13 protein-coding genes are annotated in these 15334 nt (G+C 46.1%); 9 read left to right on the top strand and 4 right to left on the bottom strand.

All coding sequences use genetic code 11. The annotated features are described in order from the left end of the window. Nucleotides 1-40: 40 nt before the first annotated feature. From HZU75_RS02540 to HZU75_RS02500, 9 genes are read left to right on the top strand one after another with little or no spacing between them, the layout of a single operon-like run. Nucleotides 41-1075: a polysaccharide biosynthesis protein gene (locus tag HZU75_RS02540; protein WP_180307647.1), complete on the top strand. Its 1035-nt coding sequence runs from the start codon at nucleotides 41-43 to the stop codon at nucleotides 1073-1075. 5 nt (nucleotides 1076-1080) lie between these two features. After that, the gene (gene wbjC, locus HZU75_RS02535) at nucleotides 1081-2184 is read left to right on the top strand and encodes a UDP-2-acetamido-2,6-beta-L-arabino-hexul-4-ose reductase (RefSeq protein ID WP_180307646.1); all 1104 of its coding nucleotides are present in this window, start codon (nucleotides 1081-1083) and stop codon (nucleotides 2182-2184) included. Between the two features lie 4 nt (nucleotides 2185-2188). After that, on the top strand, nucleotides 2189-3319 hold the full coding sequence (gene wecB / locus HZU75_RS02530; RefSeq protein ID WP_180307645.1) for a non-hydrolyzing UDP-N-acetylglucosamine 2-epimerase: 1131 nt from the start codon (nucleotides 2189-2191) through the stop codon (nucleotides 3317-3319). After that, nucleotides 3304-4545 (top strand): glycosyltransferase family 4 protein, encoded by a 1242-nt coding sequence (locus HZU75_RS02525; RefSeq protein ID WP_228028161.1) that lies wholly within the window; start codon nucleotides 3304-3306, stop codon nucleotides 4543-4545. Before wecB ends, HZU75_RS02525 begins: the two co-directional genes overlap by 16 nt. Nucleotides 4546-4562: 17 nt before the next feature. Further along, nucleotides 4563-5153, top strand: a complete 591-nt coding sequence (locus tag HZU75_RS02520) for a sugar transferase (RefSeq protein ID WP_180307644.1) — start codon at nucleotides 4563-4565, stop codon at nucleotides 5151-5153. Beyond that, nucleotides 5150-5824 (top strand): acetyltransferase, encoded by a 675-nt coding sequence (locus HZU75_RS02515; RefSeq protein ID WP_180307643.1) that lies wholly within the window; start codon nucleotides 5150-5152, stop codon nucleotides 5822-5824. The genes HZU75_RS02520 and HZU75_RS02515 overlap by 4 nt, the downstream gene beginning before the upstream one ends. Then, nucleotides 5811-6248 (top strand): MaoC family dehydratase, encoded by a 438-nt coding sequence (locus HZU75_RS02510; RefSeq protein ID WP_180307642.1) that lies wholly within the window; start codon nucleotides 5811-5813, stop codon nucleotides 6246-6248. The genes HZU75_RS02515 and HZU75_RS02510 overlap by 14 nt, the downstream gene beginning before the upstream one ends. A gap of 9 nt (nucleotides 6249-6257) precedes the next feature. Further along, nucleotides 6258-7433, top strand: a complete 1176-nt coding sequence (locus tag HZU75_RS02505) for a DegT/DnrJ/EryC1/StrS family aminotransferase (RefSeq protein WP_180307641.1) — start codon at nucleotides 6258-6260, stop codon at nucleotides 7431-7433. Nucleotides 7434-7448: 15 nt separating this feature from the next. Then, the gene (locus HZU75_RS02500; RefSeq protein WP_180307640.1) at nucleotides 7449-9347 is read left to right on the top strand and encodes a polysaccharide biosynthesis protein; all 1899 of its coding nucleotides are present in this window, start codon (nucleotides 7449-7451) and stop codon (nucleotides 9345-9347) included. Between the two features lie 83 nt (nucleotides 9348-9430). Here HZU75_RS02500 and rng read toward each other — a convergent pair whose 3' ends face one another. The 4 genes from rng to leuS all read right to left on the bottom strand — a co-directional run bounded on the left by rng (nucleotide 9431) and on the right by leuS (nucleotide 15181). After that, the gene (gene rng, locus HZU75_RS02495) at nucleotides 9431-10882 is read right to left on the bottom strand and encodes a ribonuclease G (RefSeq protein WP_180307639.1); all 1452 of its coding nucleotides are present in this window, start codon (nucleotides 10880-10882) and stop codon (nucleotides 9431-9433) included. Between the two features lie 16 nt (nucleotides 10883-10898). Continuing rightward, complete coding sequence (gene holA / locus HZU75_RS02490; RefSeq protein ID WP_180307638.1) at nucleotides 10899-11924, bottom strand: DNA polymerase III subunit delta; 1026 nt, start codon at nucleotides 11922-11924, stop codon at nucleotides 10899-10901. Next, nucleotides 11924-12457, bottom strand: coding sequence for an LPS-assembly lipoprotein LptE (locus HZU75_RS02485; protein WP_180307637.1), 534 nt, complete (start codon nucleotides 12455-12457; stop codon nucleotides 11924-11926). The genes holA and HZU75_RS02485 overlap by 1 nt, the downstream gene beginning before the upstream one ends. 90 nt (nucleotides 12458-12547) lie before the next feature. Further along, complete coding sequence (gene leuS / locus HZU75_RS02480; RefSeq protein ID WP_180307636.1) at nucleotides 12548-15181, bottom strand: leucine--tRNA ligase; 2634 nt, start codon at nucleotides 15179-15181, stop codon at nucleotides 12548-12550. Nucleotides 15182-15334: the final 153 nt, after the last annotated feature.

Below are 15334 nucleotides of genomic sequence, written 5' to 3'. Positions count from 1 at the left end.
ATTAATTGCTAATAATGGTTTTATTTTTTTTGGGGATGTTATGTTTAAAGGAAAAGTGCTTCTTATTACGGGCGGTACAGGTTCATTTGGTAACGCGGTTCTGCGCCGTTTTTTGAATTCGGACATTGCCGAAATTCGTATTTTTTCGCGCGATGAGAAGAAACAAGATGATATGCGCAAGAAGTACAATCACCCTAAACTTAAATTTTATATCGGTGATGTTCGTGATTACGAGTCTGTACTTAGTGCAACACGTGGCGTTGATTTTATTTTTCATGCCGCAGCATTGAAACAGGTGCCTTCATGTGAGTTTCACCCAATGCAGGCAGTTAAAACCAATGTACTGGGTACAGAAAATGTTTTAGAAGCAGCCATTGTGAATGGAGTCAAACGTGTTGTTTGCCTCAGCACAGATAAAGCAGTTTATCCAATTAATGCCATGGGTATTTCTAAAGCCATGATGGAAAAAGTCATGGTTGCAAAATCTCGCAATGTGGATGACAGCAAGACTGTGATTTGTGGTACGCGCTATGGTAATGTAATGGCATCGCGTGGCTCCGTAATTCCATTGTTTATTGACCAAATACGTGCAGGTACACCTATTACCATCACTGATCCATTGATGACTCGTTTCATGATGACATTGGATGATGCGGTAGAGTTGGTTCTATACGCGTTTGAGCATGGTAAAAATGGTGATATTTTTGTGCAAAAAGCGCCTGCTGCAACAGTTGAAGTATTAACTCACGCCTTGCTAGAGATTGTTGGCAAACCAGACCATCAAGTGAATATTATTGGTACACGCCATGGTGAGAAGCTATATGAGGCTTTATTGAGCCGTGAAGAAATGGTAGCTGCTGAAGATCGCGGTGGGTATTACCGTGTGCCGCCAGATTTGCGCGATTTGAATTACGGCAAATTTGTTGAGCAGGGTGATATGCGTATTTCTGAGGTTGAAGATTACAATTCACATAATACGCAGCGTCTTGATAAAGAGGGAATGAAAAAGCTTCTGTTCAAGCTTGAGTTTATTCGTGCTATTCATGCTGGGCAAGAAGTTCCAGCAGAGGATTAAACAGTATGAAAATACTAATCACCGGCGCAAACGGTTTTATTGGCAAAAATTTACAAGTGCACTTGAAAGAGGCTGGCTATCAAGAGATTATTTGTATTGATCGCGAATCGACAACTGCTGATCTGCAAGAGGGTTTAAAAAATGCTGATTTCATTTACCACCTGGCAGGCATCAATCGTCCGAAAGATATAACTGAATTTCATGCAGGTAATGTCGGATTAACTGAAGAAATTATTGCCGGCTTGAATGCTTTGGGTCGTTCAGTGCCGATTGCATATACATCATCAATTCAGGCAGAAATTGACAATCCTTATGGTGCAAGTAAATCGGCAGCAGAAAGCGTCCTGCGTGAATATCAGAAAAGGACTGGGGCTGCAGTATATATATACCGATTGCCTAATGTTTTTGGTAAGTGGTGTCGCCCCAATTACAATTCTGCAGTGGCGACTTTTTGCCATAATACGGCGCACAATTTGCCGATTACGATCAACGATGCAAATGCCGCATTACGCCTTGTTTATATTGACGATGTGTGTGAAAGCTTTAGCTCTTTGCTGGGTTCGAAAGTGCCCGCAGGGCAAGTTGATGTTACTACTGTTTATGATACTACCGTAGGGTTTGTAGCTGAAACCCTTGCTAAATTTCGCATTAGTCGTGATACCCTCATCACCGAAGCAGTTGGAACTGGCTTAGTTCGTGCTTTGTACTCTACCTATGTTAGCTATTTGGCAACAGATGATTTCTCTTATCAAGTACCCAGCTATGGTGATGCGCGAGGCGTATTCGTCGAAATGCTAAAAACGCCAGATTGTGGCCAGTTTTCTTTTTTTACGGCACATCCCGGAATTACGCGCGGTGGGCATTATCATCACACTAAAACAGAAAAATTTCTGGTGATTAAAGGTGAGGCCAGATTTGGTTTTCGTCACATTTTAACTGGTGAGCGAGTCGAGTTAATCACCAAAGGTGCTGAGTCGAGAATTGTAGAAACAATACCAGGCTGGGCACATGATATTACCAATATTGGACAGGATGAAATGGTGGTTATGCTTTGGGCAAATGAAATCTTTGATCGCCAGAAACCTGACACTATTTCACATGAGGTTTGATTAAATGAAAAAATTGAAAGTCGCAACTGTGGTTGGCACTCGGCCTGAAATTATCCGTTTATCCCGTGTGTTAGCTAAACTAGATCAATATTGTGATCATGTTTTGATTCATACTGGTCAAAACTATGATTATGAATTGAATCAGATTTTTTTTGATGATCTAGGAGTTCGCAAACCAGACTTTTTCCTGAATGCAGCAGGAAAAAATGCAGCAGAAACAATTGGTCAAGTTATCATCGCAGTAGACGCAGCCTTGGATGAAATCAAGCCTGATGCAATGCTGGTGTTAGGCGATACCAATAGCTGTCTGGCTGCAATTCCGGCAAAACGGCGAAAAATTCCGATTTTTCATATGGAAGCCGGTAATCGCTGCTTTGATCAGCGAGTTCCTGAGGAAACAAACCGGAAAATTGTAGATCATACTGCCGATATTAATCTGACCTATAGCGATATCGCTCGGGAATATTTATTGCGCGAAGGCTTGCCTGCTGATCGAATTATTAAAACGGGCAGCCCAATGTACGAAGTATTGACGCATTATCAGGAAGGGATTGATGCTTCAGATGCATTGAGTCGTCTAGAACTGACTGCGGGTAAGTATTTTGTTGTAAGTGCGCATCGTGAAGAAAATATTGACTCCGACATTAACCTCGCAAAACTAGCTCAAACTTTAAATGGCGTAGCAGAAAAATATAATGAGCCAGTGATTGTTTCAACTCATCCAAGAACACAAAAACGAATTGATGCCAAAGGGATTCAATTCCATCCTTTGGTACAATTGTTAAAGCCATTGGGATTTAAAGATTATGTCCGCTTGCAACGTGATGCACGTGCTGTACTATCTGATAGTGGTACTATTTCGGAAGAGTCTTCAATTTTAAATTTCCCTGCGGTAAACATTCGTGAGGCGCATGAACGCCCTGAGGCGATGGAAGAAGCATCAGTAATGATGACTGGGCTTGATATTGAGCGAGTATTGCAAGCATTGGAAATTCTGGTTGATCAGCCTCGAGCAAACATTCGCTTATTGCGCCCGGTAGCTGATTATTCAATGCCGAATGTGTCAGATAAAGTTGTTCGGATTATTCATAGTTACACAGACTATGTAAATCGGGTGGTTTGGAAGAAAAGCTAAGGGTTGCCGTGCGAATACTATTAATCACCCAATGGTTTGATCCTGAACCTACTTTTAAAGGCTTGGTATTTGCACGGGCTTTACGTGCTGAAGGACATGAAGTCGAAGTAATTACGGGTTTTCCAAATTATCCAAATGGAAAAATTTATCCGGGATATCGGATTAAATGGCGGCAGGTTGAGCAAGTTGATGGTATTCGTATTAACCGAGTTCCTTTGTTTCCTAGTCATGATGGCTCAGCAGTAAAAAGAGTTTTAAATTATGCAAGTTTTGCAATTAGCTCATGCTTATACGGGATTTTTGCCGTTCGAAAGCCCGATGTTGTTTATGTTTACCATCCTCCATTAACTGTCGGGTTGTCTGCATCAGTCGTTTCGTGCTTTCGGCGAGTTCCGTTTGTTTATGATATTCAGGATTTATGGCCAGATACACTGGCAGCGACAGGGATGATCAATAATAAGCGGGCACTGTCAATTGTTTCGAGTCTCTGTGGATTTGTTTATAAGTCTGCATCAAAACTGGTAGTGCTAGCCCCGGGTTTTAAGGAAAAATTGATTGAGCGTGGTGTTGCACCTGAGAAAATTGAAGTAATTTATAATTGGTGCGATGAACAGGCTTTGCAGGATGTTGCAAGCATAAATTCGCATGAGATTGGCTTGAATGAGCGTTTCAATGTGGTCTTTGCTGGCAATATGGGTAAAGCTCAAGGCTTAGATTCAGTTTTGGATGCTGCAAAACTAGTACTTATTAGTTCCCCTCAAGTTCAATTTGTAATGGTTGGGGGGGGGCTGGAAGTGGAGCTGCTGAAGAAGCGTGTTGAAAGTGAGCAAATTAGTAATGTTCTCTTTTTACCGCGCATGCCCATGAATGAAGTAGGCAAAGTACTCGCAGCAGCCGATGTATTACTGGTGCATTTAAAAGACGATCCTTTGTTTGCAATTACGATTCCGTCAAAAACTCAAGCATATTTGGCTGTAGGTAAACCTATTTTGATGGCGGTAAGGGGAGATGCGGCAGATTTAGTTACTCAGTCGCATGCGGGCTTAAGTGTGGCTCCTGAAAATGCAGTTGAAATGGCGAAAGGTATTGAAAATTTAGCTAAAAAATCTCCAGAAGAATTGAGTGTAATGGGGGGGAATGCTGCTAAATTTTATCAACAGCATTTATCTGTGCAAGTAGGGGTTAGGAAGTTTATTGCGATCTTTAGTGCTGTCCTAAAGTCTTAGCATGAGGCTATATTGTTATGAAGCGTTGTTTTGATTTTGTATTTGCATTCTGTGCAATATTGTTATTATGGCCAGTGATGTTATTTATCGCGCTTCTGGTGGGCTTATTTTTGGGCAGACCTGTTTTATTTTGTCAGGTTCGGCCAGGGCTATATGGAAAGCCGTTTGAAGTTTATAAATTTCGAACCATGACAGATGCAAAAGATGAATCTGGATTGTTATTATCAGATTCCAAGCGCTTAACCTCATTTGGTGTTTTTTTACGAAAAAGTAGCTTGGATGAATTGCCGCAGTTATTTAATGTACTGCGTGGAGATTTGAGCTTGGTTGGCCCACGTCCACTACTGATGGAATATTTGCCTTTATATTCAAAGGAGCAGTTTCGGCGTCATAATGTCAGACCTGGAATAACGGGATGGGCTCAGGTGAATGGCAGGAATGCCATTTCTTGGGAAGAAAAATTCGCGCTGGATGTTTGGTATGTTGAAAATTACAGCTTCTACTTAGATATAAAAATTTTATTCATGACCGTGAAAAAAGTACTTATTCGTGATGGAATATCTGCAGCGGGTCAGGCAACTGCAGAAAGATTTAGAGGAACAAAATGAAAATTATTTATGCTATATATGGCGCTAGCGGATATGGTAGAGAGGTTCTGCCGTTGCTAAGGCAGCAATTTAATTTGAAAAGAGAAAATATATTTTTTATTGATGATTCTTTCGGTGAAAATGCTGTAATCGTCAATTCAACACCCGTTTTAAGTTATCAAGAATTTTTAAGCTTGGAGGCTGATAGTAAAATGGCTGTTGTTGCTATTGCAAATAGTAGTGTACGGCAACGCTTGACTGAAAAGCTTATAGATGATGGTGTACAACTTGTGTCAGTTGAGGCCCAAAATGTAATTCAATATGATGAAGTTGATATTGGGCCTTCTTCTATTCTTTCTGCTTTTGTTACGTTAACTTCAAATATATCAATAGGTAAAAGTTTTCAGGCTAACATTTACAGTTATGTTGGCCATGATTGTGTAATAGGCGATTATGTGACGTTTGCACCCGCGGTTAAATGCAATGGCAATGTGATTATTGAAGATCATGCTTACATCGGAACTGGAGCAATCATTAAACAAGGCTCGCCAACGAAGCCTTTACGCATTGGCGCTGGCGCAGTGGTTGGGATGGGGGCTGTTGTTACTAAGGATGTTCCACCTGGGATTACAGTTGTTGGAAATCCTGCGAGACCTTTTAGCAAAGAGGCACTTCGTAATGAACGTAAATGATGTAAATTTTGGTGGTTATTCAATTGAAGAGATTTCAATTGGAATGAAAGAAGCATATTGCCATACTATTTCAGATGCCGATATTAAGGCGTATGCTGGAATATCTGGTGATAATAATCCTGTACATATGAGTAAGGCTTATGCTGCGAATACCCGTTTTAAAGATAGGATTGCTCATGGTTTCTATTCTGCTGGGTTTTTCTCTGCGCTATTTGGCACTAAATTGCCGGGGCCTGGTTGTGTATATGTATCGCAAAATTTGAAATTTGTTCGTCCTGTTTATATTAATGATGAAGTAATTGCTGTTGTTGAAGTGACTTCTTTAGATAAACCTAGAGGTCGCGTTTTTTTTAGCACTCGTTGTTTTGTGAACGAAAAAATGGTCATCGATGGCGAGGCCGAGTTATATATACCCAAAAAATAAGGTTTAATCGTGCTTAATACAAAATTGACTTCGTGGCCAAATTTTACTAATGAAGAAGCCGATGCAATTCGATCAATTCTATTATCAAACAAAGTTAATTATTGGACTGGAACTGAATGTCGCGAGTTTGAAAAAGAGTTTGCTGGGTGGTGTGATTCTAAGTATGCCGTAGCTCTGGCCAATGGGACATTGGCTCTTGATTTAGCACTGAAGGTGCTTGAAATTGGCTCGGGTGATGATGTAATTGTTACGTCACGAACTTTTTTGGCTTCAGCCAGTAGTATTGTCACTGCAGGGGCAAACCCTGTGTTTGCCGATGTAGATGCAGATAGCCAGAATATTACTGCTGAGACCATTCGTGCGGTGTTAACACCCAATACTAAAGCCATTATTTGCGTTCATCTAGCGGGTTGGCCATGTGAGATGGATGCGATCATGGCGCTTGCTCATGAAAAAGGTCTCTACGTGATTGAAGACTGTGCTCAGGCTCATGGTGCGAAATATAAAGGTCGCTCAGTCGGGTCGATTGGGCATATTGCTGCATGGTCATTCTGTCAGGATAAAATCATGACGACTGGTGGTGAGGGGGGGATGGTCACGACTAATGACGAGCAGTTGTGGCTAAAAATGTGGGCATATAAAGACCATGGAAAATCTTGGGAGTCGGTATACGAGCGGCAACATCCACCTGGTTTTCGCTGGGTGCATGACTCGTTTGGCACCAATTGGCGCATGATGGAAATGCAAGCCGTTATTGGCCGAATTCAGCTCTGTCGCATGCCTGAGTGGACAAACAAACGTCAGGTAAATGCCGATAAAATTGATCAAATTGCTGCAAAGTTTGCTTGCATTCGGATTCCAGAAATCCCTGCATATATTCAACACGCACAGTATAAGCATTATTTATTTGTCGAGCCTACTCGATTGCAAGAGGGTTGGTCGCGTGATCGTATTATTGATGCGCTGGCCGCACTTGATGTGCCTTGCTACCAGGGATCGTGTTCTGAAGTGTATTTGGAAAAAGCCTTTGACGGTACATCTTGGCGTCCAGCGCAACGCCTTCAAGTCGCCCGGCAATTGGGGGAGACTAGCTTGATGTTTTTGGTTCATCCGACGTTGACTGATGCAGATATGGATTTAGTTTGTAATGGCTTACGAACAGTTTTAGATCAGGCTTCATTGTAGGATACTGGCAATTTCATGATTCGTCGTCTTTCATACTTACCCCGAACGACTAAAAGCCTGATTATTCTGGCCGTTGATTTCGTATTACTACCTGTAGCACTCTGGGCTGCTATTGCTTTACGTATTGATGATTGGACTTACCCTCGACAATTTGCGTGGTGGGTTTTTTTACTGCCTTCGCTAATTGCCTCACCAATTTTTATCCGGCTTGGCCTGTATCGGGCAGTGATTCGTTATATTGAGGATAGGGCAGTTATTACTATCGCCAGCGCAGTTTCCTTGGCGACGCTGGGCTTTATTACGTCGCTGCAGCTTTTTCAGGTGACTGGCATTCCACGCGGATCGTTGCTTATCTTCTGGTTGATGGCTATGGCCATCATCATTAGCAGTCGCTTTGTTGCTCGGGCAATTTTGCGTCGTTTAGCACCACTGTCCACGGATAGAAAAACAGTGCTGATTTATGGAGCTGGGAGTGCTGGGCGACAGTTAGCGGTGGCTTTGCGTACTGGTCAGGAGTTTGAGCCTGTAGGCTTTGTGGATGATGCTCGTGATCAACAGGGTTTGCAGATTGGTGGTCTACGGGTGTTTAGCAATTCTGAAATGATTGATTTAATTTCCGCTGGCAGCGTTGATCAAATATTGCTCGCCATACCATCAGCGCCACGTTCTCGGCAAATTGAACTGGTAAATCAGTTGGAACCATTGGCTGTTGAGGTACGCGTTTTGCCGGGTATGGCGGATTTGGTCAGCGGCGAAGTTCGTTTAGCTGATGCGCGCGAGGTTGGGGTTGATGAGTTACTAGGCCGTGAGCCAGTTCCACCAAATAAAGCGTTATTGGCCCGAAATATCGCTGGCAAAGTAGTAATGGTGACAGGTGCAGGTGGCTCGATTGGTTCGGAGTTATGTCGCCAGATTATAAAAAATCAGCCAACTGCATTAGTTTTGTACGAGCTGTCTGAGTTCGCCCTGTATTCAATCGAGCAAGAGCTGACTCACATTATTCGCGAACATGCACTACCCATAGCGGTGCATCCTGTGTTGGGTTCAGTACAAAATGGGATGCGTTTGACTGCCATTATGGCTCGTTATCAGGTGCAGACGGTTTACCATGCCGCTGCGTATAAGCATGTACCTTTGGTGGAGTTCAATATCACCGAAGGCATTTTAAATAATGCATTCGGTACACGTTCTGCAGCTGCTGCTGCGATTGAAGCTGGCGTTGAATCGTTTGTGCTGATTTCTACCGATAAAGCGGTTCGTCCTACCAATGTGATGGGCGCGAGTAAGCGAATGGCGGAGCTAGCGCTGCAAGCGTATGCGCTAGACCCGAGTGTGAAAACGCGGTTTAGCATGGTGCGTTTTGGTAATGTACTGGGCTCAAGTGGTTCGGTTGTGCCATTATTTCGCAAGCAAATTGCTACAGGTGGTCCTGTAAAAGTGACTCACCCAGAAATAAATCGATTCTTTATGACGATTCCTGAGGCATCGCAATTGGTGATTCAGGCTGGCGCAATGGGTGGAAACGGCGAAGTTTTTGTCCTAGATATGGGATCGCCAGTGCGCATCGTTGATTTAGCACGCCGTATGATCCACCTAAGTGGTTATCGAGTGCGTGATGAGGCTAATCCGCATGGTGATATTGCAATCGAATTTTCAGGTCTTCGCCCTGGTGAGAAACTCTACGAAGAGTTGTTGATCGGTGATAATGTGAGTGGCACCGAGCATCCTCGTATTATGAAGGCGAATGAAAGCTGTTTGACGCTCAATGAGTTAGAGCAAGTTATTGCTGATTTAGGCGTTGCCTGTGTGGCAAACGATTCGCGGACTATCATTGAAATTTTGCAGCGCTGTGTTTCCGGCTTTAAGCCAGATCAGGATGTACGCGATCATCTATACGAGTTTGCTGATCAGTAATTTATAAGTTATTAGTGCTTTATATTGACTGTTCGGGGTATTGCGCTGTGAATCATTGTGTAAATGGGCTATAGCGCAATACCCTAGACTAATACCACGTCAAATTGTTCTTGTGAGTAGGCACTTTCAACCTGCAAGTAAATTGGTTTGCCAATAAAGTCGACTAGTTGTGCAAGGTTAGCCGATTCTTCATCTAAGAACATATCAATCACGGCTTGCGAGGCCAAAATACGGTATTCACTGGCATTGAATTGCTTCGCTTCGCGCAAAATCTCGCGCAAAATTTCATAGCAAATCGTCTGCGGGGTTTTAACTTCGCCGCGCCCTTGGCAAGTCGGGCAGGGCTCGCACAGGATGTGGGCTAGCGATTCGCGGGTGCGTTTGCGCGTAATTTCGATTAGCCCGAGACTGGTAAAACCACTGACGGTAATTTTGGTGCGATCACGCGCTAAAGCTTTTTTCAATTCAGCGATCACGGCAGTTTTATGTTCTTCATTATCCATATCGATAAAGTCGACGATGATAATACCGCCTAAATTACGCAGCCGCAGTTGGCGTGCAATGACTTGTGTGGCTTCCAGATTGGTTTTGAAAATCGTGTCGTCAAATGAACGGGTGCCGACAAAACCACCGGTGTTGACATCAACCGTCGTCATTGCTTCGGTTTGGTCGATAATTAAATACCCACCAAATTTCAGATTGACGCGGCGGCTCAATGCTCGCTCAATTTCTGCTTCAACGCCATAAAGTTCAAACAGCGGGCGTTCACCTGAATAATGTTGAATTTTAGGTAGCACGTCGGCTACGAAGCGCGAGGCAAATTCGGTCATCCGCTGGAAGTTTTCGCGGCTGTCGACGTGTACGGTTTCGATTTCTTCGGTCACCATATCGCGTAGAACGCGCAATTGCAGTGATAAGTCTTGAAATAGTAGTGATTTAGCTGGCTTAGTCTGCGCACTCTGTTTGATGTCGGCCCAAATTAAATTGAGGTAATCAATATCGGCGCGCAGTTCATCATCGGATGCATGGTCGGCGTTGGTGCGAATAATATAGCCACAATGATCGCCCGGTAGCAGCGTTTCCATACGTTTGCGTAATTGATCACGTTCGGCATCGTCGCCAATTCGTTGCGAAATACCGATGTGATTGTCTTGCGGCAAAAACACCAAAAACCGCCCGGCAATGCTAATTTGCGTTGAAAGGCGTGCGCCTTTGGTGCCGATGGGGTCTTTGATTACTTGCACCATCACCGCCTGGCCCTCGTGCAAGATGCGTTCTATGCGCTGAGGCTCATTCGGGTTTTGGCGTTGCTGGATTACATCTGCAATATGCAAAAAAGCGGCACGTTCAAGGCCAATTTCAATAAAGGCGCTCTGCATCCCTGGCAGAACCCGTTTGACCAAGCCCAAATAGATATTACCCACTAAGCCGCGATGTGCCGTTCGCTCGATATGAATATCTTGTACTACCGCATCTTCAATAGTGGCTACACGTGTTTCTTGCGGGGTGATGTTGACGAGAATTTGTTCTTTCATATTCGGGCAAGCTCTTTCACCATCCGCGATGGGTTGGCTGAGGGTTAATTAGTAGGAGGGCCAAGTCGGTGAGTTCAGCCCACACACTGCCTTCACCAATGCCTTTAATGGTGCCATCAATTTTGCGGGCTAGTTGCAGCGCAGCTTTCAGTCGTTTGGCATTGACACGGCTGGCAGCACTTTCAATTAAGCGTTGTTTATTGCCCCAAATTCTCAGCTCTTTGGTGAGCTGAGCCGCAGCAACGCCACGCGCACGCCCTTGCGCAAATTTATAGAGCGTCCGAGTTTCTTCTGCTAGCGCCCAAAGGACCAGCACGGCTGATTCGCCCTCGGCACGTAATCCATCAAGCATATGACAAACGCGTGATGCATCGCCGCTAAGCACCGCCTCACCCAAACTAAACACATCATAGCGCGCAACATTTGCGACAGCTGCTTCCAGCTCGGCAAGGTTGAGTTCACCTTTGGGATGGAGTAATGCTAGTTTTTGTATTTCTTGATGGGCGGCCAGTAAATTGCCTTCAACCCGATCAACTAACCATTCCATGGCATCATTGGCTAAGCTCTGGCCTTGCACAGCTAGGCGTTGATTAATCCATTGTGGCAGAGCGGGGCGTTCGATGAGTTTAGCTTCGATCACCTCACCTGCTTTAGCAAGTGCTTGCATCCATTTGCTGTTGAGTGCCGTTTTATCTAACTTGGGTAGGGTAATGATAGTGAGTATATCGTCAGGGATATTGTTGGCAAAGCTCTCTAGAGCTTTACCCCCTTCAATGCCCGGTTTGCCATTTGGGATGCGCAGCTCTAACAGACGCAGTTCAGCAAACAATGACATTGAAGCACCGCTGCTGGTGAGCTGTGACCACTGAAAATGCGCCGCATTTTCTACTGTGAGCACTTCACGTTCGCTATAGCCCGCTTTGCGCGCAGCGTCGCGGATCTGTTGCGCCGATTCAAGGGCGAGTAAGGGCTCATCACCATGAATGACATACAGCGAAGCCAAGCCTCGCTGCAGTGATTTGCTCAAATCTTCAGGTCGCATTATTGCGAAGTTGTCGCTGTTTTTGAGGCCATAGATTGCCCGCCATTTATGCCTTTTGAGGCCGCATTAATCCGGCGCACAATTTGTGATGCCCCGTCGCGCTGCATTTCGCGAATTAAATTGGCTTCCTCGCTTTCTTTGGATAGCACGCTGTTTTCATCCCAAGAGATATTGCGCTGTAATGAGATAGTTTGATCATCAATCAGCATCTCTCCGGCTCTGCTGGCACTGAAATGGATGCGGTAAAACAGGCGATATTCCGAAACTTGGCCATTATTGTTGACGCTCAGTACTTGTTTGTCTGTCCCTTCTGATAGTATCTGAATCGTAATTTCAGGTTCGGCTGCGTTAAGGTTGATCTGCATCAGTTGTAATTGGCGATTGAGCTCGTTGAAGGCTCCGCCATTTCCGATTACTTTGGCGCTGCGATATTGCAGTGCAGACGCAGGCCCTTGTCCGCGCAGGTGAAACCCGCAAGCCACTAAGCTCAGTGCGAGCAGGGCAACAAATAAGGGACGGACGATCGTAGGCATGGCTACTCCAGTTTCAAAACAAATGGTTTGTTCGGTGACTCAATCTGCAACTTGCATAATTGAGTCACCGCGAGCTTCACGCTGGGCAGATTAGGCCACAATATTGACTAGGCGGCCCGGTACAATAATTACTTTCTTTGGTGTGCCTTCCAAGTGTTTTTTCACGCCTTCGTCCTCAAGAGCCGCTGCTTCAATTGCTTCTTTGCTCGCATCTTTCGAGACGTGAATTTCACCGCGTAGCTTGCCGTTGATTTGCACCATCAGCTTGACTTCGTCTTGCACCAAGGCGTCGCTCGCTGGCTCTGGCCAAGCTGCAGTCGCAATCTCGCCGCCGTAGCTAAGTTCATTCCACAGCGTATGCGCAATGTGCGGCGCAGCTGGGTAAATGGCACGTAGCAAGATGCCAAAGCATTCGCGGATTACGGCACTGTTTTCGCCCTTGTAGCCTTCGAGCGCATTGAGCAACTTCATTACGCCTGACACGACCGTGTTGTACTGCAGACGTTCATAGTCAAGGTTGATTTGCTTGAGCGTGTTGTGAACTTCAAAGCGCAGTGCTTTGTCGTCTTTGCTCAATTCAATACCGTCTAGGGTATTGGCTGCAGCCTTAATGGCATCAAGGTTTTTGAAGCCATACGTCCATAGGCGGCGCAAGTAGCGATACGCACCTTCCACGCCGCTATCCGACCACGCCGCGCTCTGCTCTGGTGGACCCGCAAACATCGTGAACAGACGCGCAGTATCGGCGCCGAATTTCTCGATAATGTCTTTCGGTTCAACCACGTTGTTTTTCGACTTCGACATTTTCTCGATGCCGCCCATGATCACCGGCTGACCGTCTTCAACCGCAATCGCTGCGATTGGGCGACCTTTGTCGTCGTGCTGCACTTGCACTTCGGCTGGGTAGAACCAGCGTTTTTTGCCGCTTGCGTCTTCGCGGTAGTAGCAATCACGCAGCAACATGCCTTGGGTGAACAGGTTTTTAAACGGCTCGCCAAAGTTGATCAGGCCCGCGTCGCGCATTGCCTTGGTCCAGAAGCGCGCGTACAACAAGTGCAAGACTGCATGCTCGATCCCACCGATGTATTGATCCATGCCGCCGGCTGCATTGTTGGCGGCACCCATCCAGTAAGCGGTGCCGTCGCCGACCATCGCGTCGCTGTTTTTCGGGTCGCAATAGCGCATGAAATACCAGCTCGAATCGACGAAGGTATCCATCGTGTCGGTTTCGCGTTTTGCTGGCGCACCACATTTCGGGCAGTCAACGTTTAAGAAATCTTCGCGATGTTTCAGTGGATTACCAGAGCCGTCTGGAATGCAGTCGGTTGGCAGCACCACTGGCAGTTGATCATACGGCACTGGTACATCGCCGCAGCAATCGCAATGAATAATCGGGATGGGGGTGCCCCAATAGCGCTGGCGCGAAATACCCCAGTCGCGCAGACGCCAAGTGGTTTTTTTCTCGCCAGCATTTTTTGCGGCTAAATCAGCGGCCACGGCATCAACGGCGGCTTTGTAGCTCAGGCCGTCGTATTTGCCAGAGTTCACCGTTACACCACGCGTTTTGTCGCCATACCACTCAGCCCAAGCCTCGGTGCTGAATTCTTCGCCTTCCACTGCGATCACTTGTTTGATCGCCAGATTGTATTTTTTCGCAAAAGCAAAATCGCGCTCGTCGTGCGCTGGAACGGCCATGACTGCGCCATCGCCGTAGCCCATCAGTACATAGTTACCAATCCAGACTTCAACTTGCGTGCCAGTGAGCGGGTGAGTCACGAATAGGCCGGTCGATACACCCACTTTCTCTTGGGTGGCGAGTTCGGCTTCAGTAGTGCCGCCTTTTTTGCATTCTTCGATAAACGCGGCCAGTTCTGGCTTCAGCTCCGCCGCGCGGGTGGCTAGTGGGTGCTCGGCCGCCACCGCACAGAAAGTCACGCCCATAATCGTGTCGGCGCGGGTGGTGAAGACGTACAGCTTGCCGTCTTGCACCAAGTTGCCGCTCGCATCTTGGATGTCGTGATTGAACGCAAAGCGCACGCCTTCGGATTTGCCGATCCAGTTACGCTGCATGGCGCGTACCATGTCAGGCCAGCCTTCCAGCGTATCGATGTCGTTCAGCAGTTCATCGGCGTATTTGGTGATCGCGAAGTAGTAGCCCGGAATCTCGCGCTTTTCCACAATTGCTCCCGAGCGCCAGCCGCGACCGTCAACGACTTGTTCGTTGGCCAAAACAGTTTGATCAACCGGATCCCAGTTCACGATCTGGGTTTTTTTGTACGCCGTGCCGTTTTCCAGCATTTTTAAGAAGAACCACTGGTTCCACTTGTAGTAATCCGGATCGCACGTCGCGATTTCGCGTGACCAGTCGAACGCCAAACCCAGCGGCTTCATTTGCGACTTCATGTCGTCGATATTGGCGTAAGTCCATTCTGCCGGTGATTTTTTGTAGGCAATCGCCGCGTTTTCGGCCGGCAAACCAAACGCATCCCAGCCCATTGGCATCAGTACATTAAAGCCTTTCATGCGCAGATGACGCGCCAGCATGTCGTTGATGGTGTAGTTGCGCACGTGACCCATGTGCAGCTTGCCCGAAGGGTAGGGCAGCATCGAGCAGGCATAGTATTTCGGTTTGCTGGTGTCTTCAGTGACTTCAAATGCGCGCGTTTCATCCCAATGGCTTTGGGCGGCGGCTTCGACGGAGAGCGGTGAGTACTGTTCTTGCATGGTCGGCGGCGTTGTCGAAAATATCAAAACAAGGATTATACCTGAGCTGTGCGGGCTTAAGCAGCGGGGATTTGCTGTGTTCGCCTTGAATTTGCGGCAAGTCCTTGTCTAGACTAGATTGCGAAGTCAATGATTCGTAAGGTCAAATGCGGG

It is taken from the genome of Chitinibacter fontanus (assembly GCF_013423785.1).
Lineage (GTDB): Bacteria > Pseudomonadota > Gammaproteobacteria > Burkholderiales > Chitinibacteraceae > Chitinibacter > Chitinibacter fontanus.
The sequence above is the reverse complement of the archived record's forward strand: the minus strand, read 5'-3'. Positions and strand labels throughout refer to the sequence as shown.

Coding starts and splice junctions, on each gene's coding strand:
- HZU75_RS02540 (WP_180307647.1), top strand. CDS start 41: ATGTTTAAAGGAAAAGTGCTTCTTATTACGGGCGGTACAGGTTCATTT.
- wbjC (WP_180307646.1), top strand. CDS start 1,081: ATGAAAATACTAATCACCGGCGCAAACGGTTTTATTGGCAAAAATTTA.
- wecB (WP_180307645.1), top strand. CDS start 2,189: ATGAAAAAATTGAAAGTCGCAACTGTGGTTGGCACTCGGCCTGAAATT.
- HZU75_RS02520 (WP_180307644.1), top strand. CDS start 4,563: ATGAAGCGTTGTTTTGATTTTGTATTTGCATTCTGTGCAATATTGTTA.
- HZU75_RS02515 (WP_180307643.1), top strand. CDS start 5,150: ATGAAAATTATTTATGCTATATATGGCGCTAGCGGATATGGTAGAGAG.
- HZU75_RS02510 (WP_180307642.1), top strand. CDS start 5,811: ATGAACGTAAATGATGTAAATTTTGGTGGTTATTCAATTGAAGAGATT.
- HZU75_RS02500 (WP_180307640.1), top strand. CDS start 7,449: ATGATTCGTCGTCTTTCATACTTACCCCGAACGACTAAAAGCCTGATT.
- rng (WP_180307639.1), bottom strand. CDS start 10,882: ATGAAAGAACAAATTCTCGTCAACATCACCCCGCAAGAAACACGTGTA.
- holA (WP_180307638.1), bottom strand. CDS start 11,924: ATGCGACCTGAAGATTTGAGCAAATCACTGCAGCGAGGCTTGGCTTCG.
- HZU75_RS02485 (WP_180307637.1), bottom strand. CDS start 12,457: ATGCCTACGATCGTCCGTCCCTTATTTGTTGCCCTGCTCGCACTGAGC.
- leuS (WP_180307636.1), bottom strand. CDS start 15,181: ATGCAAGAACAGTACTCACCGCTCTCCGTCGAAGCCGCCGCCCAAAGC.